The sequence below is a fragment of the Cognatishimia sp. WU-CL00825 genome (assembly GCF_040364665.1).
GTDB lineage: Bacteria > Pseudomonadota > Alphaproteobacteria > Rhodobacterales > Rhodobacteraceae > Cognatishimia.
In genome coordinates this window covers 1,797,429-1,818,718 of sequence record NZ_BAABWX010000001.1, presented here as the reverse complement: position 1 = coordinate 1,818,718, position 21,290 = coordinate 1,797,429, and the positions used below count along the sequence as shown (strand labels likewise).

Annotated in this window: 18 protein-coding genes; 6 read left to right on the top strand and 12 right to left on the bottom strand. The window is 51.4% G+C overall.

Going from position 1 to position 21,290, the window contains the following annotated elements:
* Positions 1–18: 18 nt before the first annotated feature.
* Positions 19–1,047 carry an ABC transporter permease gene (locus tag ABXG94_RS09030; RefSeq protein WP_353533641.1) on the top strand — a complete coding sequence of 343 codons (1,029 nt, stop codon included), beginning with the start codon at positions 19–21 and terminating at the stop codon, positions 1,045–1,047.
* A 235-nt stretch (positions 1,048–1,282) separates the two neighbouring features.
* Here ABXG94_RS09030 and ABXG94_RS09025 read toward each other — a convergent pair whose 3' ends face one another.
* The 9 genes from ABXG94_RS09025 to ABXG94_RS08985 form a co-directional block, all read right to left on the bottom strand.
* Entirely contained in the window at positions 1,283–2,716 is a 1,434-nt protein-coding gene (locus ABXG94_RS09025; protein WP_353533639.1) for an aldehyde dehydrogenase family protein, read from the bottom strand.
* A 10-nt stretch (positions 2,717–2,726) separates the two neighbouring features.
* The gene (locus tag ABXG94_RS09020) at positions 2,727–4,229 is read right to left on the bottom strand and encodes a sugar ABC transporter ATP-binding protein (RefSeq protein ID WP_353533638.1); all 1,503 of its coding nucleotides are present in this window, start codon (positions 4,227–4,229) and stop codon (positions 2,727–2,729) included.
* On the bottom strand, positions 4,229–5,200 hold the full coding sequence (locus ABXG94_RS09015; RefSeq protein WP_353533637.1) for an ABC transporter permease: 972 nt from the start codon (positions 5,198–5,200) through the stop codon (positions 4,229–4,231). The genes ABXG94_RS09020 and ABXG94_RS09015 overlap by 1 nt, the downstream gene beginning before the upstream one ends.
* A 55-nt stretch (positions 5,201–5,255) precedes the next feature.
* Positions 5,256–6,293: a sugar ABC transporter substrate-binding protein gene (locus tag ABXG94_RS09010; RefSeq protein ID WP_353533635.1), complete on the bottom strand. Its 1,038-nt coding sequence runs from the start codon at positions 6,291–6,293 to the stop codon at positions 5,256–5,258.
* A gap of 64 nt (positions 6,294–6,357) precedes the next feature.
* Positions 6,358–7,314 (bottom strand): ABC transporter permease, encoded by a 957-nt coding sequence (locus ABXG94_RS09005; protein ID WP_353533634.1) that lies wholly within the window; start codon positions 7,312–7,314, stop codon positions 6,358–6,360.
* A 1-nt stretch (position 7,315) separates the two neighbouring features.
* The gene (locus ABXG94_RS09000) at positions 7,316–8,947 is read right to left on the bottom strand and encodes a GMC family oxidoreductase (RefSeq protein ID WP_353533633.1); all 1,632 of its coding nucleotides are present in this window, start codon (positions 8,945–8,947) and stop codon (positions 7,316–7,318) included.
* A 26-nt stretch (positions 8,948–8,973) separates the two neighbouring features.
* Positions 8,974–9,996 carry a zinc-binding dehydrogenase gene (locus ABXG94_RS08995; RefSeq protein ID WP_353533632.1) on the bottom strand — a complete coding sequence of 341 codons (1,023 nt, stop codon included), beginning with the start codon at positions 9,994–9,996 and terminating at the stop codon, positions 8,974–8,976.
* A gap of 12 nt (positions 9,997–10,008) precedes the next feature.
* Positions 10,009–10,725 (bottom strand): SDR family NAD(P)-dependent oxidoreductase, encoded by a 717-nt coding sequence (locus tag ABXG94_RS08990; protein WP_353533630.1) that lies wholly within the window; start codon positions 10,723–10,725, stop codon positions 10,009–10,011.
* On the bottom strand, positions 10,726–11,841 hold the full coding sequence (locus ABXG94_RS08985; RefSeq protein WP_353533628.1) for an ABC transporter substrate-binding protein: 1,116 nt from the start codon (positions 11,839–11,841) through the stop codon (positions 10,726–10,728). It lies immediately after the preceding gene.
* A 419-nt stretch (positions 11,842–12,260) separates the two neighbouring features.
* Between ABXG94_RS08985 and ABXG94_RS08980 the strand changes: the two genes are divergently transcribed.
* The 3 genes from ABXG94_RS08980 to ABXG94_RS08970 are packed head-to-tail and all read left to right on the top strand — an operon-like array spanning position 12,261 to position 15,406.
* Positions 12,261–13,070: an IclR family transcriptional regulator gene (locus ABXG94_RS08980; RefSeq protein ID WP_353533626.1), complete on the top strand. Its 810-nt coding sequence runs from the start codon at positions 12,261–12,263 to the stop codon at positions 13,068–13,070.
* 14 nt (positions 13,071–13,084) lie between these two features.
* A complete protein-coding gene (locus tag ABXG94_RS08975; RefSeq protein WP_353533625.1) occupies positions 13,085–14,254 on the top strand; it encodes a CaiB/BaiF CoA transferase family protein in 1,170 nt (389 codons plus the stop codon).
* Positions 14,255–14,257: 3 nt separating this feature from the next.
* Positions 14,258–15,406 carry a CaiB/BaiF CoA transferase family protein gene (locus ABXG94_RS08970; protein ID WP_353533624.1) on the top strand — a complete coding sequence of 383 codons (1,149 nt, stop codon included), beginning with the start codon at positions 14,258–14,260 and terminating at the stop codon, positions 15,404–15,406.
* Positions 15,407–15,719: 313 nt separating this feature from the next.
* Here ABXG94_RS08970 and ABXG94_RS08965 read toward each other — a convergent pair whose 3' ends face one another.
* The 3 genes from ABXG94_RS08965 to ABXG94_RS08955 form a co-directional block, all read right to left on the bottom strand.
* Complete coding sequence (locus tag ABXG94_RS08965) at positions 15,720–16,988, bottom strand: ABC transporter permease (RefSeq protein WP_353533622.1); 1,269 nt, start codon at positions 16,986–16,988, stop codon at positions 15,720–15,722.
* On the bottom strand, positions 16,985–17,791 hold the full coding sequence (locus ABXG94_RS08960) for an ATP-binding cassette domain-containing protein (protein WP_353534034.1): 807 nt from the start codon (positions 17,789–17,791) through the stop codon (positions 16,985–16,987). The genes ABXG94_RS08965 and ABXG94_RS08960 overlap by 4 nt, the downstream gene beginning before the upstream one ends.
* Positions 17,792–17,895: 104 nt before the next feature.
* The gene (locus tag ABXG94_RS08955; protein WP_353533621.1) at positions 17,896–18,900 is read right to left on the bottom strand and encodes a taurine ABC transporter substrate-binding protein; all 1,005 of its coding nucleotides are present in this window, start codon (positions 18,898–18,900) and stop codon (positions 17,896–17,898) included.
* 259 nt (positions 18,901–19,159) lie between these two features.
* On the opposite strand from ABXG94_RS08955, the gene ABXG94_RS08950 reads away from it, so the two are divergent.
* Both ABXG94_RS08950 and ABXG94_RS08945 read left to right on the top strand, forming a co-directional pair.
* Positions 19,160–19,882, top strand: coding sequence for an IclR family transcriptional regulator (locus ABXG94_RS08950; RefSeq protein WP_353533620.1), 723 nt, complete (start codon positions 19,160–19,162; stop codon positions 19,880–19,882).
* A gap of 68 nt (positions 19,883–19,950) precedes the next feature.
* Positions 19,951–21,255 (top strand): NAD(P)/FAD-dependent oxidoreductase, encoded by a 1,305-nt coding sequence (locus tag ABXG94_RS08945; protein WP_353533619.1) that lies wholly within the window; start codon positions 19,951–19,953, stop codon positions 21,253–21,255.
* The last annotated feature ends 35 nt before the right edge of the window (positions 21,256–21,290 follow it).

Sequence of the window (21,290 nt, the reverse complement as noted above, 5' to 3'; positions counted from 1 at the left end):
CAAAGAATTAGATCTCTGATGTCTCGCCAAAAGTGGGTCGCGATTGCAATGGCGACGATTGTCTTGGCGGGTGTGCTCGCAGTGGTTTCACCTGCCTTTCTAACGCTTTCGAATTTCCAAGCGATATTAGTTCAGTCAAGCGTTACAGCAATTATGGCAACTGGCATGACGTTTATCATCCTGACTGCTGGAATTGATATTTCGGTGGGGGCGATCCTGTTTGTGACCTCGGCCCTTTTTGCGCAGTTGTACATGGACACCGAAAACTATTTTCTGGCGTTCACTGTCACTTTGACCTGCGCCACATTGTTAGGTGCCTTGAATGGGCTTTTGGTTGTGAAATTCAAGATTTCGCCTTTGATCACCACCTTAGCCACCTATTCGATATATCGTGGGGCCGCGATCCATTTGACGGGAGCACAGAATATTCCCGTGCCGCGTGAGATGGGCTTTTTGGGCAATGGGCGGATCTTTGGGATTCCCGTACCGATTTTGGTTTTACTCGTGGTGCTGATCGTCGGTGTCTATGTTCTAAACCGCACACGGCTTGGCGTTTACACCCGTGCGATTGGCAATTCTGAACGCTCTGCCAAAGAAACCAACCTACCGGTGAATAAGGTATTGATCCTGGTTTACGCATTCAGTGGTTTGGTGACGGGCATCGCTGCGCTGATCTTATTGGCGCGGGTTGGTGGGTTGCAGTCCGGCATTGGCATCGGCATCGAATTTACGGTGATTGCCGCGGTGATCCTTGGGGGCACCAAATTGACCGGGGGTTCCGGCACTGTGGTTGGCTCGGTCATTGGGGCGGTGTTTCTGGTGTTAATTGACAACGGTCTCAATCTGATGAACGCCTCACCCTATATTTATGACATCGTGCGTGGATCGGTCTTGCTCGCAGCGGTTGGCATCGATCGATATTCAGCGGTGCGCCAGAAAGCTTCACTTGAAGCGCAAAGGGCTGAACGGATTGGTCTTGAAACGTCACTGCCTAGTCGTGTTGTGGTTACGGGGTTCGACAGCAGTTCTGAAGTTGCGGCTAAATAATGTTCTGGCGGAACAAGCGTATAAGGCAATGGGTTCTGTGCTTAGTGCCAAGCATGGTTTGACAAACCAAAGTAAAGCCGAATTCGAAAGGTTTGAGCGATGTCGCTTGGGCGTAATATCGAGAGAACTTGGCTAGATATTGACTACAATGCTTCTTTGGTCTTGGGAGAATTGAATTAAAACAAAAGAATGGGTCCCGGGCAGCTCTGGGCTGGGCCCGGGATTTTTAGGGAGATTAGAATTTCTGATAAACCGTGCGTTTTTGTAAATAGCCTTCGATGCCGTGGGTGCCATCTTCGCCACCAACACCGCTGAGCTTGTGGCCATTGTGATAACCTTGGACATAGCCAACGATGCCTGAATTCAGGAAGATTGTGCCAGTTTCCAATCGCTGGATTGCATCCATGTACACGGTGGGGTTTTGCGTCCAGAGATAGGCCGACAGCCCATCGGGGCGGCCGTTGGCGATGTTTAAGGCGTCCTCATAATCTTTAACCCGGACGATGGGCAGCACGGGCCCAAAAATCTCTTGCTGAACTGCCGCGGTTTCCGCAGTCGCATCGACAAGAACCGTTGGTTCGTACCAGTTTCCGGCAGCAAAATCCGGGTCAGTTGGGCGTCGCCCACCCAAAGCAACCTTGGCCCCACCCGCAACAGAGTCGGCAACGATTTTCTCGATGCGTTGCAAGGCACTTGGTGTGGTAACCGGCCCCATACCACCATTGGTAGCAGGGTCACCCAATTTGACCTCGGCTGCGCGCTTTAAAAGTTTTTCAGTGAACTCATCGGCGATGGCTTCCTCTACCAAAACGGTCTCATTGCAAATGCAAACCTGACCGGCGTTAGCAAAGCGGGCTACAACGGCGGCTTCGACGGCCGCATCGATGTCGGCATCTTTTAAGACTATGAACGGCGCGCTGCCTCCAAGTTCTAACGAGAGTGCTGTGATGTTTTTGGCCGATGCTTCGGCGATCATCTGACCTGCGCGGATGGATCCGGTCAGAGTGATCATACGCACAATTGGGCTTTCAGTCAGGGGAGCACCAACCTCGGCCCCGGTGCCCGTCAGCATATTGATTACACCTGGTGGCACGCCAGCTTCTTGCACAATGCGGCAAAAGAACGAGGCCGTGACCGGCGTTGCTTCATGGGGTTTGATGATCATTGTGTTGCCTGCCACCAGCGCTGGACCAACTTTGCGACCGATCAGAGCCAGCGGGTAATTGTAAGCCATAAGCCCCAGCGTGACCCCATAGGGCACTTTATAGATAAAGAGCTGTTCGCGCGGGTTATCTGACGGCAGTATATCGCCGCGCAGACGGCGGGCGGCCTCGGCAGAATAGGTCAGGTAACGGATGGTATCGGTGACTTCGCCAGCGGCTTCAGCGCGGGGTTTGCCTTGCTCTTTGACCAGCAACTCTTCTAAGAGGTCTCGTTCCTTTTCAAGGCCTTCAGCAATGGCGTAGATGTGTTTTGCGCGTTCAATCGGTGGCAGCAAGGCCCAAGATTTTTGCGCTTTCTGGGCGCTTTCCAAGGCACGGGTCACATCGTCACCAGTACAGGCGGGAACCTCGGCCCACTGCTCTGCGGTGGCGGGGTTCATAACCGGCATGCGCGCGCCGTTTGAGGCGTCGATGAATTTGTTGTCGATAAAACACTGATAGTACATATGAGGTCCTTTAATGAGCCTGACCAACGCCAGCGATATCTGCAAGCATCTGATCTTTATCAAATTTTGGATAGGTGAACTCTGATACGCATTGTCCTTGATAGAGGGTGATCACTCGATCCGCGAGCATGATGACCTCATCAATTTCATATGACAGGATCAGGATGCCCACGCCGCGTTCCGCGAGATCTTCGATGATCCGGTAGATATCGGCCTTGGCGTGCACATCGATGCCGCGAGTGGGTTCAAGTAGGATAAGGAATTCAAGATCGGGATCAAGCCAGCGAGAGAAACAGATTTTCTGTTTATTACCGCCGGATAGAAATCGGATCTCTTGGTTGGGGCTGGAGGTTTTGGTTGAAGTGTCGGCAATGGCTTTGGTCACAACATTTTCGATGGCGCGCCCATCCAAAATGCCGGTTTTTATCGATTTTTCAAGGTAGGGCAGGGCGATATTGTCACGCACGGAAAGCTGCGGCAGAATGCCGTTTTTGTCGCGGTTTTCCGTCACTAGCCCCATGCCCTCACCGACAGCAACCGCGGGGCCTCGACCTGGTTTGAGAGTTTTGTCTCGATAGGTAATGGCACCTGTGTAATCTGCATCTAAACCAAAGATCGCTTTTGCCATTTCTGGGGCTCCACAGCCGCGTAGGCCGGTCATCACCAAAATTTCACCGCGATGAACTTCAAAGGAAATATCTTGATAAGTCTCTTTTTTGCAGAGGTCAGACACATTGACCAAAACCTCGCTCGACACATCTTTGTGGGGCTTCACAAAGTTCTCAAGTTCGGAGCCGGTCATGGTGCGAATGACCGCGTCTTCGGAGGTTTCCGCGGTGCGTTCTGATAACACGATCTGCCCATCACGCATAACGGTGACTTGTTCAGCGATACCAAAGATTTCGGGCATATGGTGTGAGATATAGATGATCGAGATACCCTCGGCTTTCATGCGTCGGATGAAGTCAAATAGCCGTCCTTTGTCTTCTTCTGACAAGGCAGAGGTGGGCTCATCCATCACGATGAGCCAGCTGTCAGACATTAGCGCGCGGATGATTTCCACGATCTGCTTTTCGCCAGAATTCAGGTCCCGCACAGGCCTGTTGGGATCGAGGTCGAGACCAAAACGGTCAAGTTGTTCCGTCACTTGGCGTGCCATTTCGACCTTGTTCAGGAAAGGCGTGCCTGCTTTGCGCAACTCACGGCCAAGGAAGATATTTCCTGCGACGGTTAGTTCGTTGATCAGGGAATATTCCTGATGGATCATTGATATGCCCTGCGCGTTGGCGTCGGTGGGGGCATTTATCTGGACAGGAGCACCATTCACTTCGATGGTGCCTGAATCGCGTTCGATCACTCCGCCTAGAACTTTCATCAGAGTCGACTTGCCTGCGCCATTCAGACCGACCAGCGCGTGCACTTCGCCCGAGACACACGAGAAATTCACGTTGTTAAGGGCGCGGGTCGCAAAGAAACTCTTGTCGATGCCCTTCATATCAATTTGGTTGCGCATTACGCTTTGCCTTTCTGGGTATAGGTGTCCAGAAGGACAACGCCGAGTAAAATGGCACCTTTGATCAAGCTTTGCAGGTATGGGTTTGTGCCGGTAAGGACGAGCCCATTGATGATGATGCCGTAAAGCAGCACACCAAGGATCGTGCCCAAGAGTTTGCCTCGCCCGCCGGCCAACGCCGTGCCGCCAAGGATGACCGCTGTGATGGCGTCAAACTCTAGGTAAAGACCTGTCCAGGGTTGACCAGAAGAAACACGGCCAACTGTGATGATTGCAGAGAGACCAGCAAGGAAACCGGTCAATACATAGACCCAGATCAGTTTCCTGCCAGGACGACGACCCAACACGAATGCAGTGTTAAAATTCGAGCCCGCCGCGTAAATGTCGCGCCCAAATGTGGTTTTATAAAGCAGGATCGACAGCGCTGCGAACATCAGGGCTACAAAGGGGATCACCACGGGCAGGTTGCCCCAGCTGGTGCCGCCAAGCCACAAAAAGACCGGGTTGTGTACGTTGATCGAATTGGCATCGTAGATCACCAGCGCCAAGCCGCGGGCCAGGGCAAAAGTTGCCAGCGTGACCATAAAGGCTGAGAGTTGCAACTTGCCGATGAAGAACCCATTCAGCCAGCCAATTGCCATGCCTGCCATAATTGCTGCGACAAACCCAAGCCAAGGGCTGCTGGTGGCCACGAGAGTCACCACGCCGACGCCGCCGGAAAAGGCAACGTTAGAGCCAACGGACAAATCAATGCCGCCTGTCAGCATAACAAAGGTCATGCCCATCGACACCAAAAACAGCACTGAGATAGACCGCAGCAGAATGCCGATGTTAGTAAGAGAATAAAAATTATCATTGGCCAAACTAAAGCCAATAGACGCTATAATAATCAAACCGGCCAAAACTGCGTAGCGCAGCGTCAGGCCGTCCAGTGAAAAGCTGCGGCGGGGTGTTGCCGGAATGTCTGCCATCTCAGAAATCCTTTGAGTTGACCTTGGCACCCAAAGGGGTGCCAAGGCAAAGTTCTTACTTCACAGAGTCAGGACCAAACTCGAGATAGCCTTTGGCGGCCACTTCAAGTGCATCTTCCACGTGATAAACCTGAATGTTGTTCGGGAATCCGTTCGCCAATGCTGTTTCGTAGTTGGATTTGCTTAGGACCAGCGGAGTAAAGAAGTCATAGAGCTTCTCAAGTTCTTCGCCCTTGTGAATACGATAGGCCATTTGGACAAAGTTCCAGCCTTCTCTGGTTCCAGATAGCAGGATGTCGGCTTTGACGTTGCCATCGTCCATTTGCTGAATGATCGGGATATCGCCGTCATAGCCGTAAAAGTCGATATCATCGCGACCACTGTTCTGAGACACAGCAATCGCAGGGTACATATATCCGTCAGTCACGCCGGAAATGGCGTCAAGATCTGGGTATTGGGTCAGCCAGTTTTCGGTGATGGACTGGGCCTTAACAGTGTCCCAATCTGCGGGCTGTTCTGCGACGATTTCGATGTTGTCGCAGGTTGCGATACCTTCGAGAATGCCCTGGCGACGTGCTTCGCCCGATGGGTTACCAGCCTGGCCTAGCATGATGCCAACCTTGTATACTTCTCCACCTGACAGGGCACACATCGCCATGCCCTGATTACGACCGTTCACAACGTCGCCCAGGGTGAAGCTGTAGTCAGCGCTCTCCATTGGTGAGTGCACCGCAATCCAAGTAATGCCAGCAGCCTGCGCCTTTGCGACCAGCGGTTCGAAGGCGTCAACATTGATCGCGTTCACAAACATGACGTCAGGCTTTTCATTGATGGTCACTTCTGTCTGCTGGATCATTTTTTCCAACGAGCCTTCTGCGGACAACCAACGACCAGAAACTTTCAGATCACCAAAAGCCTTGTCATATGCGTCAATGGCGTCTTCAAAACCGGTCAGCCAAGCAACGTGATAAGGCGCGACGTGGCCATCGTTGATAAAGACCACATCTAGCGTGCCATCATCGGCCAGCGCTGTCGTCCCCATCATGGTCCCGGCCATAGCCAGTCCTGCGGTAAGTTTGGTCAATGTTTTCATTGGTTCTTCCTCCTAGTTGTTAAAATGTGTTGGAGGTGGTGGGCCCACCCCTCGTTGGTGATGCCTATTGGGCTTCGGCTTGGCGGGACTGCCACAGCAGCCAATTGACGCCGAGTGCTGCTAGAATGATTGAGCCCTTAAAAACCTGGTGCCACACGTCGGTAACATTCAGCAGATTCAGGGCATTGTTGGTGACGCCGATGAACAAGAGCCCCCAGAAGGCACCGGTGATCGTGCCGCGTCCTCCGAGGATAAGAGTTCCGCCGATGATAATTGCTGCAATCCCGTCCAAGAGCAGACCATTGCCATCCAGGCCCGGTTGCACAAAACCCATGCGGGACGACAGGATCACACCCGCAAAGCCACTGCAAAGAGCAGAGAACATGAAGATACCAATCTTGACGCGGTCAACGTTGATGCCGGCAAGTTTGGCGTTTTCCTCGCTGTTACCTATCGCAATGACATAGGCCCCCCAACGAGTGTGGTTATAGACCACATAGGCCAAAGCGAAGAGCGCAAGGAGGAACAAGAAGCTTGCATATAGTCCGAGGTATTTTTCGGCTCCGACGAAGCGAAAAAAGCCACCCATCAAAAAGATCTGCTGTCCGCGCGGGATGATCAGGCCTGAAAGGCCCTGCGCCATGAAAAGCCCGGCGAGAGTCACGATGAACGAGGGCAGCTTTAGCTTGGCCACCAAAAGCCCATTCACAAAGCCTAAAGCCAATGAAAAAACAATAACGGCAACGATCCCAAGGGCAACGCCTCCGGTGATGCCAAATACAACACCTAGAACAATCGCAAAAAGCACGGAGCCCATGCCCATCGAAAGGTCGATATTGCCAGAAACCACGACGAAGAATTGACCTAGCGCGATCAGGCCAATCGGCACGATCTGTCTCGAAATTGCAGACATATTATCCACGCTCAGAAAGCGGGGGCTTATCAAAAAGAACACCAGGCAAAGGGCAATCGTCACGAAGACGATGTTATATTCTCGGAAAAGTTTGGGGAAATTGGTCATATTAAAGGTCTCCGAGCACCATTTCTGCGCAGCGATGGCCGAGCATCATGGCGGGTGCGTTTGTGTTGCCGGCAGGGATTTCAGGAACGGCTGACATGTCGCAAACACGCAACCCTTGGACACCGCGCACGCGCATCCGGGCATCCAGAACGGCCATTTTGTCACCATCAGCACCCATTTTTGCAGTGCCCGCTGGATGGTAATTGGTTTTGACAAAATCACGGCAGTGGTCTTTCAGACCCTCATCTGTGAACGCCTCGGGCTGAGGGGAAACAATCTCCTGAACCCGAGCCGACAATGGCTTGGTAGCCAGTGTTTCTCGGAAATAACGTAAGCCGGTGACCATGGCTTCTAGATCCCGCTGGTCCTTTAGGAAGTTTGGGGAAATCAAAGGCATATCGTCGGGATTGGCAGAGGCCAGTTTCACTTCGCCGCGCGAGTGTGGTTTCAACAAGACAATCTGGATTGATACGCCATGCCCGTCGCCGATTTCCTTGAGCTTCTCGTCATCCAAATACATTATCGGGATGCAATACGCCTCGTGTGTTGGCGGAGCCTCTGGATCTCTGGGGTTCAAAAATACTGCGGCTTCCAACCCTGTTGTGGTGATTTTGCCGCGCTTGAAAAGCTTAAATTCGATACCGTTGCGGATCATGTTCCAACCGCGATCCTGCCCCCAATAGCCATAGGGTCCATTTGCGCGGGCGACGATGGGCACATCGGGATGATCTTGAAGGTTTTGGCCCACACCGGGTAGGTCAGAAACCACATCGATGGCGTGCTCTTTGAGGTGATCGGCTGGCCCAATGCCCGAAAGCATCAGAATTTTGGGTGTGATCAACGCACCGGACGACAGGATTATTTCGCCCTTGGTGCGCGCGATTTTAAGCGCTCCTGATTTGTCTTTATACGCAACACCTACTGCACGACCATTTTCAATAATGATGCGCTGAACACAGGCGTTCAGACACAGGGTGAGACGCTTGTCTTTTGCGCGCATCAGAGGTTCGATGAAAGCATAAGCCGCAGAGACCCGCTGGCCTTGGTTATAGGTGAACTGGAAGTAACCAACGCCGCGCTGTTCTTTGCCGTTAAAGTCGGGGTTGAAAGGTTCGCCTTGCGCTTGCAGTGCCTGCACAAACCACCTGGCCATATCATCAATATAACCCGGATCGGACACCGTTAGCTTACCGTCTACCCCATGCAGATCATCATTAAATTTATGGTTTCCTTCCAGTGTCTTAAAGTGAGGCAGGACATCTTTCCAAGCCCAACTGACAGTGTCGTTATTGCCGCGCAGAATTTTATTCCACTCTTCGTAATCAGAGGGACGCCCACGTACATAAGCTTGACCGTTCACTGACGAGCCACCCCCAAGGACATTGCCCTGAGGGATCTCAGACTTGCGACCGCCGAGGTGATCTTGTGGAACGGATTCATGGGTTTTGAAGAATTTTGAGCCGTTTTTCAGCAGTTTGAACACGCCTGGTGGCATGTCCAAAAGCGGGTGACGGTGATGATGACCAGCCTCTAGCAATAAGACATTCTTGTTGCCGGATTCGACTAGATGTGATGCCGCGACACAGCCCGCTGAACCGCCGCCAATCACGATGTGATCAAATGTTTCTTGCATTCCTCCCCCCCCCAATGTTTGCTCGGCTAGCCGAGCAGAATGATCTTTCCGATGGCGCCGCCAGACGCCATTAATTCCAAAGCCTGACCTGTCTGGTTCAACGGAAAACTTGCCGCTGTCAGCGCATCAAAATCAATTTTCTTTGTTTCAATGAGCTGAATTGCGTCTTCAAATTCCCGGTTAAACTGAAACGATCCGACAACCCTAATTTCCTTCAACATGATGAGATTCAGTAAAACCTCTGCCTTCCCCATTTGAATGTTACTAAGGATCGAAACAGTGCCTTTCCGGCGCACTGCCTTCAGCGCCGAATTGAAAGCAGGAATGGCACCGCTGGCTTCGATGACCACGTCAAAACGGCCTTCTATTTCCTGATCATCAAATTGCCCGACGATGAGACCATTTTGGGCACCAATTTTTTGTGCAAGTTCCACGGCCTTGGGCCGCAAATCACACGCGGTAACATGCGCGCCGCGCGACGCGGCACCCGCGATTGCCAAAAGCCCCATCGGACCACAGCCTGTAACCAACACTTTTTGTCCAGCAACAACACCACCCTTATTCAAAGAATGCAGGGCGCATGCCAAAGGTTCGGCGAAAGTTAAGTGGTTGGGGGCCACGTCATTGCTGACTGGCCGGCAGCAACGCGCTGGGTGATCAATGGTCTCTCGGAAAAAACCGTCTAGGTGTGGCACGGTAGTGGCCGACCCCGGGAATTTCTTATTCGTGCAGAGGTTTTCTTCGCCGTTTTGGCACGCGTCGCAAGTCTGGCAATTCATAATTGGGTTGAGCGCGACCAGCTGACCTTTTTGCAAATTTGTGCCATTTGAATCGACAACATAGGCGCAGGCTTCGTGACCCAATGTGACTGGATTTTGCAAAACAAACATGCCATTGGCAAAATGCGAATAGTAGTGCAGATCGGTGCCGCAAAGAGAGCCAACAGCGAGTTGCAAACGCGCGTGACCCTCGGGGATTTCGCTAGTCAAGTTTTGATCATTTACTTTGATCGTTTTGGCCGCTGTGAGTTTGGTCTCAAATGGTGACATGAAATTTATTCCTTAAAAACCAACGGCATAACCGCCATCGATCGGCAGATTTGCTCCATTCACATAGGCGGCTTGGTCCGAGGCGAGGTAAAAGATTGCATCGGCAACATCTTTGGGCAAACCAAATTTATGAGTTGGAATGCGCCCTTCGATTTTGGCGCGTCGCGCGGGGTCTTTGGCAAGAATGGCGCGGGTCATATCGGTGTCGATGAAACCCGGACTAACCGCATTGCAACGAATGCCAAACTGTGCAGCGTCCACAGCAATAGAGCGCGTGAGCCCAACAACGGCGGTTTTTGCAGTCACATAAGCCGCAGCCGAGGGCAGGGCCATGATGCCACCCATTGAAGCGACGTTCACAATTGCACCGCCCAGATCTTTGTGTAGGCGAATATATGTGCCACAAATGGCAAACATAGCCCGCACATTGATGTCCAGAACCTTGTCCAATTCGTTCGGAGCGACGTCCCAGATCGGTTTCTTTAGGTGGACCCCGGCGTTGTTTACAAGTGCTGCAATCGGCCCCATATCCTTCACGATGTCACCGACAAATGTCGCGGTGCGATCTGAGGCGATATCGCATTCGATAAAATGCGCTCTACCTTTGAGATCGGCAAAATCCCCTTGGCTGCGGGCAACGACACAAACGTCGAACCCTGCGTCGAGAAACCGCTGTGATTGGCTGAGACCCAATCCTTTGTTTCCTCCGGTGATGACGGCAACAGGCATTTATGTGTCCTTCTTTACGTGCTGTTGAAACAATGCGTTGATCTGAGCGAGGAATGTCTCGACAGGGATTGCTTTGCGGAAAAAGGAGGGAAAGATTTCGCAGACGTCGTCGACAAAACCTAGAAACCAGACATCGCGTGGACGGGTCCAAGCGTTTGCCATTGTGTGAAACCCGCCGTCGAAGAAACCGGCAAATTCGATGTCCTTGCGCTGTCCAATCCAGGTATGGCGGTTGGCCGGCTGGCCATTGTTTTGCAAATAAAGGCCAGATTGCACGGGGGCGCTGGTGATCCATTTTGCAAAGGCTTTCGCATCCTTTGGGAATTTTGTCTTTGCAGACACGCCAATACCAGCACCACCCAATATGCCGCGCGGCATATTGTGGCCTGCACAAAGCGGTAAGTCGAAATAGGCAATTTGATGTTCGCGAAAATTGGGACGCGCATAGTTCACATAGCCAAAGAGGCAAGGTGAACAGGCAAATTCGTTGGTGGTGCTCAATGTTTCAAGAACCGCAATTGGATTCATGTCGACCTGTTCATCCGGCCCAAGGTCATAAAGCGCCCGCAGGACGGTCAGCGCATATAATCCGTTTTTGTCTGTAACAAATTTTTCGCGGTTCTGCGGCATGTTCTCTTCGCCGCGTCCCGCTACGAGGGTCATGAACATATCAAAAGCGTCAACTGGCAAAAGCGGGGTCAGCGCGCGGAATTTTGATGCATCATCGTTCAGAAATTCCTCCCATGTAGTGGGTGTTGGCGCTTTCATATCAGGGCGATGAGCCGCCATCTGACATGCCGCATCAATAGCGTAGGCCCAGACTTGGCCATTCCATGCATAGCTTTCCGCAGAGCCGCCAATAGAAGCCTCGGGGTTAATATTGTTTTCAAGCGGCAGGAGAGCGCCTTGCTCTGAGATCTGACCCACGTGTGGGTGATCCAGAATAATAAAGTCATATTCTGCGGCGAGCTGCTGGATCGATGCATCTGCAAAGGCCTGAAGGGATCGCTTGTCCCATGAGATATGAACGTCAGTTGTCGCAGAATAGGCGCGAGATGCAGCGACAACTGGATCAAACCCTCGAGGGTGGTCCCATGTCATGCCCTTCAAATTCATCACTCGCTCCTCTGCTATTTTGTGCGCTTCTAGTACTGACATGGAGCTGATAGATATTTCAAGTATAAAATTAACTTTTAAATATGAAATATTACTGTTATCAATTTAATACCAAATGCGAATTCAATCCGAATCGGAGGCTTGCGGGTGGGGAGCTTAATTGGTCCAAAAAAATGAAATGACCGATGGGCTATGACGGGAGCATGTGCCTTGCGGTGCGCTGAGTAAAAAATTCTAGCTGGATGGCAAGTTTTTATGGCCGTTCAACTGCGGTGACTCTAGCGAACAAGCCTGCTTTAGACAGTGCAATCGCATTAATGATGAAACAGGGAATGCGCTAAGAAAATGATTGGATGTAACTCTGTTTTGCTAAGCATGAACTTGCTAAGTTGGAGGCCTTGGAACAGGGGATTTTGAGTATGGCAGAGCAAGGAAGCGACACAAAGACATCACCGAAAAAGGAGAAATCCTCGGTCCCAGCGGTTGAAAAAGCACTTGATGTTTTGGAACTTCTGGCCGGAGCCCCAGATGGGTTGACGATGAACGAAATCGTTGACGCGCTAGGGCGTACTATGGGCGAAATCTATCGAGTCGTGGTGTATCTAAGTGACAGAGACTATCTTCAGCAGGACATAGGGACAGGGCGGTATGCTTTAACTCTGCGCCTGTTTGAACTCTCTCATCGTCATGATCCAACAGAACGGCTGATCCACGCTTCTACGCCAATTTTGGAGCGTATTGCTGCGCGAACAAGTCAGTCCTGCCACCTTGGGGTTCTTAACCGCTCTAACATTTTGGTCATTAGTTCTGTTCATAGCCCGTTGCCTGCAGGCTATGCGGTGCGCACCGGGGCGCTGTTTCCCGTTGATCAAACAAGTTCAGGGCATGTGATTTTGGCCTTTTCGGACGAAGAAGTTCAGAAACGATATGTTGCGCGTATGCCAAGTAATGATCGACCAGAGATCCGGGAGCGGCTTAAACGAATCCGAGAATTGGGTTTTGAAGACACCCCAAGCACGATGATCCTTGGTGTTCGCAACCTATGTGTTCCTGTGTTTGATGCGCGAGGTGTTGTAGGTGCAATAACTTCTGGTTTCATTGGCCAAATGGGTGATGCGGCTTCGGCCGAAGAAACATTGGCGACACTGCGTGCTTCTTCCATTGAACTCTCTCAATCTCTTGGCTTTCGCCTCAGCGAAAGTTCTTTTGAGTCGACCCTCACTGAATAACGAAGGAAATTTTCATGTCTGACGACGCACTTTCTCTCCCTCTTTCCGGCTTGCGCGTTCTTGATTTTGCGCAATTTTTAGCGGGGCCCGTGGCAGCGATGCGCCTTTCGGACTTGGGTGCTGAAGTGATCAAGGTCGAGCGTCCCCGAGGTGGTGATCTTTGTCGCTCTATGGTTGTCAACGACCAAAAACTCGAGGGCGACAGTCTGGTTTTCCATACTTTTAATCGCGGTAAGAAAAGTGTCGTCGCGGATTTGAAAGAACCAAGCGATCTAGAGACCATCAAACGGTTGATTAAAACCGCTGATGTGTTGATTCACAATTTTCGTCCCGGCGTTATGGAACGGATCGGGTTGGGTTTTGAGACCGTCAAAAAGCTGAACCCAGGTTTGGTCTATGGCGCAGTATCTGGTTATGGAACAGAAGGGCCTTGGGCGAAAAAGCCAGGGCAGGACCTTTTGGTGCAGTCACTGTCTGGAATTGCATGGTTGAATGGAAACGCGACAGACGGCCCAGTGCCAACCGGGTTTGCGATGTTGGACGTGGCAACAGCAGGTAACTTGGTGCAAGGCATCTTGGCATGCCTTTTGCGCCGCGGAACAACCGGGACGGGGGGGCTAGTTGAAGTAGACCTTTTGACAACTGCGATCGATCTGACCTTTGAGCAATTCACTTGTTTCCTTAATGATAACAACCACCAGCCAACACGACACGAAGTTGGCAATGCAAACCCCTATCAACCAGCGCCCTATGGGATATACAAAACGGCAGACGGATTCTTGGCCTTTGCCATGACACCTCTTAGCGTTGTGGCGGATCTTTTGGACAAACCAGAGATATCCGAGTTTGGTCAGGACCAGGCCTTCAGTCATCTAAATGAGATTAAAAAGTTGGTATCAGAGGTCTTTCTGAAAGAACCAACAAAACATTGGCTGGATATTTTAGAACCCGCGGGAATTTGGTGTGCTCCGGTTTCGAACTGGGTGGATTTTGTAAAAACAGAGGGTTTCAAAGCAGCCAATCTTGTTCAGACACTAAAATCAGATACGGGTTCAGAGGCTCTGACAACTAAGTGTCCGATCCGTCTCGATGGGGTTGCGCCATCCGCATCGGCCTTGGCTCCAAAACTGGGCTGCGATACCCGAGAAGTTTTCCGGGAAATCGCGGTCGGGCAGGAGGCATAGGCTTTGACCCTTCCTCTAGATGGCGTTTTGGTCGTCGACTTCAGCCAATTTTTGGCGGGCCCGTATGCGTCTTTGCGTCTTCAGGATCTTGGTGCACGGGTTATCAAAGTGGAAAACCCCAGTGGAGGTGACCTTTGTCGCAGCCTTTATCTTTCCGATACCATGATAGATGGAGATTCTACTCTGTTTCATGCGATCAACCGGGGTAAAGAGAGTATTGCGCTAGATTTGAAAACCTCGGACGGTCAGCTGGCGGCGCGGCGCTTGGCTGCAAAGGCAAACGTTGTAATCCAGAACTTCAGACCGGGCGTGATAGAGAGATTGGGCTTGGGGCATAAGGACGTCAAAGCCCTAAACCCGACCGTGGTTTATGGTTCTGTGTCTGGTTACGGAAGCCAAGGACCTTGGAGCAATCTGCCAGGCCAAGATTTACTCGCGCAAGCCAGGTCAGGAATAATGTGGCTCAGCGGTAATGCCGATGCCGGGCCAGTGCCTGTTGGCTTGCCTTTGGCCGACTTGTTAACGGGTGCGACTTTGGCTCAGGGATTGCTTGCTGGGCTTTATAAGCAAAACTCTCAAAATGCATCGACGCTGGTAGAAACCAGCCTACTTGAATGTCTTGCTGACGCCCAGTTTGAGTTGTTGACCACATACTTAAATAACGGCCGGAAAATGCCCCAGCGCGAAGCGGAAGGGTCGGCACATGGCTATTTAGCGGCACCCTATGGGGTTTATGACACATTTGACGGGCAGTTGGCCCTTGCCATGATGCCGCTCCAAGAGCTGGCTGATGTGATGCAATCAACGGAGCTATTGTCTTATGCGCAAGTCCCTCAGGCGGAATTTGTGCATCGTTTAGAAATTCGTAAACTCATTTCTAAACAACTTAAAACACGAGATGCTCAGGCTTGGGAAGAACGTTTGACAGCCCAAGGAATTTGGTGCGCGCGCGTCTTGAAATGGCCTGAACTCTTGGAGTCTAAGGCATTTCAGGCACTGAACATGATTTCGGATGTTGGCAGCAACGCAAATACCAGCCGCATTCTCATGCGCTCACCTCTGCGATTGGATGGGGTTCGGTCGCCTGTCTCTCGACAAGGCCCAAAGTTAGATGCCAATAAGTCGGCTGTCATATCCGAATTTCTACAATAACGGAGTGCTTGCCGTGTTTGATCTCATTCGCAGAGCATATCATTAGAACTTCATCGAAAATTCAGCCGCTAGCTGAGTTTTGTGATTACCGTCTGTTGATTGTTTCGGGGGCAGTCGTGCAATGACACCAACTGCCCTGGAAAGGCAGCGATTAAATTGCCATAGGCGTTCGCTTCACGATGCGCTTGCTACGTCGAAACCGTTGGTATCTAGTAGTAAGGGCCATCCTTGACGGACGGCCCAAAGTTACCGTTTGCACTCAGAATAAATTCATTTTCTTTGGACTGCGGCGACCAGATACTCGCTGCATTACTTAACTTTTACCTTTCCAAGGGACGAGCTTTCGTTCAGCCCATCGCATAAGAACGTCAATGCCAAAACCGATTACACCAATCAGGATGATGCCCATAAGGACGATGTCGGTACTTTGGAATTTGGATGCAACCATGATCATCATGCCTGCCCCTTTTTCCGCTGCAACTAGTTCCGCAGCAACAACTGTACCCCAACAAACTCCCATGGCGACCCGCGCGCCGGTGAATATTTCCGGCAGACTGTTTGGTATGATGACATGACGCATGATTTGCGCCTTAGAAGCCCCAAGAGAATAGGCGGCATGAACTTTAGAAATATTCACACCGGACACACCAGATCTTGCCGCAATCGCCATGATCCAGAGAGCGGCCAGGAAGAGAAGGATTATCTTACCAGATTCTCCGATGCCCGCCCAGATGATGACCAACGGAATCAATGCCAATGGAGGGACTGGACGCATGAACTCGACAATCGGATCGAACCATCCGCGAAACCAATTGGACAGGCCCATCGCATAGCCCAATGGAATCCCGACGAGCGCGCCTAAGATGAAGCCTGCGATAACGCGGAACAGAGAGTACCCAAGGTGCTCACCTAGAGTATAGTTACGAAAGCCTTCGCTGGCGATCTCACCGAGGCGTTTAAACACAGCTTCTGGAGCTGGAAGCCAGATCGGCTCCATCTGCCAGCCGCTTTTGGGCACGATGTTCAATGTGCCTCGCTGTGACATTGCGATGCGACCGAAATCGGTTTCAATCTCTTCGCTCGGGGCAATTGCCTGGCCGTTTACAGCGATGATTTTTGCACCTTCCTTGCGACCTTGCTCGTCATTGCGATCTAAACGAGCCAAATTGCTGCGGTAGGCCGCGATGATCAGCGAGTCATTTTTGGCAAAGCCGTCTCCGGCTTCAACTTCCGGAACCTCAGGCTTGATTGTCCCTTCGTAGACCAGGACCGCTACAGATGCGTCATCCTGTTGGCCATCAGAAGCCTCAACTGTATAGTTGAAGCTGGCTTCGCCAGTGAATGGACCTGGCGCATGTAAAAATCCGGGCAGCATATTGGACCCCGTGAACGCACCCCAGATCAAGAATATCGTCAGGATTGAGATGACAGAGGCTTTGCGGTCTGATGTTACCGCGCTCTCGTCACCGAATGTGACTGTCTTAAGCGAGTTGAAACCGCTCTTGGTCGCTTGGCCTGAAATGGTTTTCGCGATTAAGAAAGAGGCTATGAAGATGCCTGCATAAATCAGAATAGGGATCACGCTGCATCCTCCGTACGACCCATGATTTCTTCTTCCATGTCCCAAATCATGCTGAGGATTTCGTCGCGTTTTAAGGCGAAGTCAGGGTGTTTCTTTACTTCGCGCAAATCTTGACCAACACCTAAATCTGCAAAGGGCAGACGATATTCTGTATGTATGCGACCTGGACGAGGTGCCATCACCAAGAGGCGCTCACCCAACAAGAGTGCTTCTTCAACGGAGTGAGTAATCAAGATGATGGTCTTGCCAGTCTCTTTCCACAGTTTCAGCACCAAAGACTGCATCTTTTCGCGCGTCAACGCGTCCAGGGCACCGAGCGGCTCATCCATCAGGATCACATCAGGATGATTGGCCAAACATCTCGCTAAGGCCACACGTTGCTGCATACCACCTGAAAGTTCATAAATGGCTTTTTCCTTGAAGTCTTGAAGACCAACAACTTCCAGCAAATGATCAACTTCAGCGCCATATTGCATTTCAGATTGGCCTGCCATGCGAGGGCCAAAACTGACGTTTTCGCGAACGTTCATCCATTCAAACAGCGCGCCTCTTTGAAAAACCATGCCGCGTTCAGCATCAGGTCCATGAACTGAATGTCCATTGAGCAACATCTGGCCTGAAGTTGGTGCAAGAAATCCTGCGACGATATTGAGGAGTGTGGTTTTACCGCAACCTGATGGGCCAAGCACACTCATGAGCTCGCCCTGCTTCAGATCAAGGCTGACATCCTGAAGCGCCTGAACGTGACCACCGTTAGGTAAGTCAAAGCGCATCGAGATGTTCTCGATTGATAATCCTGTCATGTTCCCTCCTGAAAAGGATGGATTGAGGTTTTGATTGACCTCAATTGGAAAATTGGGGGGGTGAAATAGGCAGAGCCGGGGAGGTGGCTCTGCCGTCATGTAAATCAGCCTTCGTTGGCGATTTGCATGGTTTCGATGTTGACGTTGTCCTCGTAGCTCGTTTGGGCTGCGCCAATGCTGCCCGCAGCTACGAATACATCGGCCACACCCTTCATGAAGGTCTGAATACCGCCGCCCATCCATTTACCGCTGAGCTGCTCATCAAGGCTTGGGAAGCCCATGGTAGCAATCGCGCCGCGTGCTGCATCAAGATCCATACCGGCTTCTTTTGCCAGAACTGCTAGCATTTCATCGCCACCTTCGCCAGAAGTCCAGCGTGCGTTCGCATCAGCTGTAACTTTCAGGAATGTTGCTACCACATCTGGGTTTTCAGCCGCAAAAGACGCAGTCGTGGAAGTCACGTCAAACACCAGAATGCCTAGGTCTTCTTTTTCAGCACCGGTTAGAAGAACGTTGCCGTGTTCCTTCATTCGCGTCAGGCCACCGCCGTAACCACATGCAAAGTCGATAGCACCTTGAGCCAGTGCTGCTGCACCTTCTGGTGGTGCCATATCGACAACTTCAAGGCTGGCGAGGTCGATGCCGAAGTGATCCATCTGACGTAGGAAGCCGTAGTGTGCAGCGGTTCCCAACGGGACGGCCACTTTCTTACCAGCAAGCTCAGACGCGTTGGATTTGTCAACTTCAAGATCTGAAGATACAACACAGTTGTCATTCTCTGAATAAGTCACCGCCACATCAACAACTTGCAGGTCCTGGCCTGCGGAGGCTGCGACAACAAATGGTGGAAGGCCCTGGCTGACTGCAATTTGAACGTCTCCTGACGCCATAGCCGCACTCATGGCTGTCCCAGTATCAAAGCTTACCCAATTGACCTTTAGCCCAAGCGCTTCGTCATAGGTTTCATTTGCTTTGGATTCCATCATAGGTAGCGGCCACTCCAAGAAATAGGCGACCGTAATTTCTTCAAGGTGCCCACCAGCCTGGACCGGGAGCATAGAGGCGCTCAATGCCGTTCCAGCGACAAGTGCCGTGATCAACTTTTTCATCTTTTGTCTCCTGTTGGATCGATGCCGTTCGTCACGGCTATTTTTAAGAAATCCTGCATTACAGAACACTAGTTCCGCAAGACGATAGTAGGCAAAGCTACGATGCTGCGTCAATATTTTATTTGTGCTGGGAAATTTGGCGCTCTTGCCAAGAGGTTGCCAAGTGCACAGGCACCGGATAGTTCTACATTGCAATAGGCTAATGTGAGGAAACATGGGCAGACCCACTGAGAGTTCGATTGTCACGAAATGCGCGATTGTGTTGGATGTTTTGTCCGAGGCGCGCCAACCTCTTGCTTTTTCAGAGATTGTTGAAAGCACAGGATTTGTGAAAAGTTCCTGCCACCGCATTCTTGCAGTACTTCAAGGCGAAGGGATTATCGAATATGACAAGCCTTCCCGCACATATCGTACAGGAAGCCGTTTGCACCAATGGGCACGCTCAGCCTGGCGAAGAATCGATCTGCAACAAGTCGCTGCAGAGCCCATGAACCGCCTGAGTGAAACCACAGAAATGAACGCGGCCCTGTCGATTTTAGATGGCCAAACGATTCTTTATTTGCGAACCGTCGAACAGACGCCCGTGCGTTATGCTGCGCATTCTGGAGATCATGCACCGCTTCATTGTACAGCGGCTGGCAAAGTGTTTCTGGCTCATCTGTCGGACGCACGGAGGCAAGAATTGCTCGATGACTTGGATTTCGAAAAGTTCACCGAATTCACGCTTACCTCTTTGGATCAGATGAAGCGTTCCCTTTGGGAGACAAAGAACAATGGCTTCGGAAAAGCCATAAAAGAGGAGTTTTTACAGGTGACTGGCATTGCAGCGCCAATTTTCAACGAGCAAGACGATGTTGTTGCCTGCCTTTCTCTTTGGGCGCTTGAGCATACGGCAGATACGGATTCAGTCATCGCACAATCTGAACTTTTAATTGAAGCTGCTCAGGGGATTTCGAAAATCATTGGTTGGCGACCAAGTTAATCCCCATCTTGACCAGGCCTACCATAGTCTCGCATATTGATAGGTGAGTTCTGCAATGCGAGATTAAAATGATTCACAATACGCCGCCTTCTCCCGACGCTACAGCATCGCTCTGGCAGGCCACTGCTCCGCCAGATAAACCACACGCCCCTCTACAGGAGGCGATCACGGCGGATGTCACAGTCATTGGTGCAGGGTTTACAGGACTACGGGCGGCGCTGAAGCTGGCAGCGGCTGGAACAGACGTTGTGGTTCTCGATGCGGCAGACGTTGCTCGTGGAGCGTCCGGTCGAACTGGTGGGCAAGTTAATCCGCTGCTTCCGTTCAATTCGCCAAAGAAACTTCGGCAGCTTTTGGGAAACAAATATTTTGAGAGGATCACACAGGCTTCCCTAAACTCCGCTGATGAGTTGTTTGATCTTGTGCGCACCCATCAAATCGATTGCCAAGCCCGTCAAAGAGGGTGGTTGCGTGTGAACCACAGCAACCGCGCCCACCGCAGTTCGTTACAAGATATAGCGAATTGGCGCGAATATGGATCGACGGCTGAGGTTGTTGAAGGGGGCGAATTACACCGGCTTGCCGGAACATCTTCCTATTTGTCTGGTGTCATCGCACATAAAGGTGGTGCGGTTCATCCAAAGATGCTTGCGCAGGGTCTGGCCAAGGCCGCCAGTGATCAAGGGGTTAGGTTCTACGGAAAAAGCCCAGTGCTTGAAATCAGCAAAGACGGGCAGAAGTGGATTGCAAAAACGCCTTCTGGATCCGTAGTTTCGGATTGGGTGATTGTGGCAACCAATGCTTATTCAGATGATCTGTTGCCGGGGCTCTCAAATAGTATCTTGCCTATGACACCCATTCAAGTTTCAACGGCTCCGCTTCCCGAAAGTATCATTCAAACCATTCTTCCTGAAGGTCATACAATCTCTGACAGCCGGCGTGTCATAATGTATGCGCGACGGGAGCCCGACAATCGCTTGGTTTATGGTGGGCTCGGTAAACCACAATCTGATGGCAGTATGGCAGGATATGATTGGCTTAGGAAAGACGCTGAGCGCGTGTACCCTCAACTCAATGGTGCTCAGTGGACGCATGAATGGGGGGGGCATATCGCCATCACAGATGATCACCTACCGCACCTTCATGAACCACAACCGGGTATTTTGGCGGGTCTCGGCTACAATGGACGGGGCGTCGCGATGTCCATTGTGGTGGGGCGCGTTTTGGCCGAACGTGTTTTGGGCAAAGATCCTGGCGCGCTTGCGTTGCCTGTTACACAGATAAAGAACTTCTCTTTTAGGCGAACCAAAATGGTTGGAATGGGAACTGCGATCTGGTTCATGCGGCTTCTGGACTATCTCGAAACGCGATGATTTTGAGCTGTATTCCTGATAAAGGCGCGGTTTTT

Bases quoted from the DNA above. Each gene is read 5' to 3' on its own strand.
- ABXG94_RS09000 (WP_353533633.1), bottom strand. From the start codon at position 8,947: ATGCAAGAAACATTTGATCACATCGTGATTGGCGGCGGTTCAGCGGGC.
- ABXG94_RS09010 (WP_353533635.1), bottom strand. From the start codon at position 6,293: ATGAAAACATTGACCAAACTTACCGCAGGACTGGCTATGGCCGGGACC.
- ABXG94_RS09030 (WP_353533641.1), top strand. From the start codon at position 19: ATGTCTCGCCAAAAGTGGGTCGCGATTGCAATGGCGACGATTGTCTTG.
- ABXG94_RS08980 (WP_353533626.1), top strand. From the start codon at position 12,261: ATGGCAGAGCAAGGAAGCGACACAAAGACATCACCGAAAAAGGAGAAA.
- ABXG94_RS09015 (WP_353533637.1), bottom strand. From the start codon at position 5,200: ATGGCAGACATTCCGGCAACACCCCGCCGCAGCTTTTCACTGGACGGC.
- ABXG94_RS09005 (WP_353533634.1), bottom strand. From the start codon at position 7,314: ATGACCAATTTCCCCAAACTTTTCCGAGAATATAACATCGTCTTCGTG.
- ABXG94_RS08990 (WP_353533630.1), bottom strand. From the start codon at position 10,725: ATGCCTGTTGCCGTCATCACCGGAGGAAACAAAGGATTGGGTCTCAGC.
- ABXG94_RS09020 (WP_353533638.1), bottom strand. From the start codon at position 4,229: ATGCGCAACCAAATTGATATGAAGGGCATCGACAAGAGTTTCTTTGCG.
- ABXG94_RS08985 (WP_353533628.1), bottom strand. From the start codon at position 11,841: ATGAATTTGAAGGGCATGACATGGGACCACCCTCGAGGGTTTGATCCA.
- ABXG94_RS08960 (WP_353534034.1), bottom strand. From the start codon at position 17,791: ATGACAGGATTATCAATCGAGAACATCTCGATGCGCTTTGACTTACCT.
- ABXG94_RS08995 (WP_353533632.1), bottom strand. From the start codon at position 9,996: ATGTCACCATTTGAGACCAAACTCACAGCGGCCAAAACGATCAAAGTA.
- ABXG94_RS08945 (WP_353533619.1), top strand. From the start codon at position 19,951: ATGATTCACAATACGCCGCCTTCTCCCGACGCTACAGCATCGCTCTGG.
- ABXG94_RS08975 (WP_353533625.1), top strand. From the start codon at position 13,085: ATGTCTGACGACGCACTTTCTCTCCCTCTTTCCGGCTTGCGCGTTCTT.
- ABXG94_RS09025 (WP_353533639.1), bottom strand. From the start codon at position 2,716: ATGTACTATCAGTGTTTTATCGACAACAAATTCATCGACGCCTCAAAC.
- ABXG94_RS08955 (WP_353533621.1), bottom strand. From the start codon at position 18,900: ATGAAAAAGTTGATCACGGCACTTGTCGCTGGAACGGCATTGAGCGCC.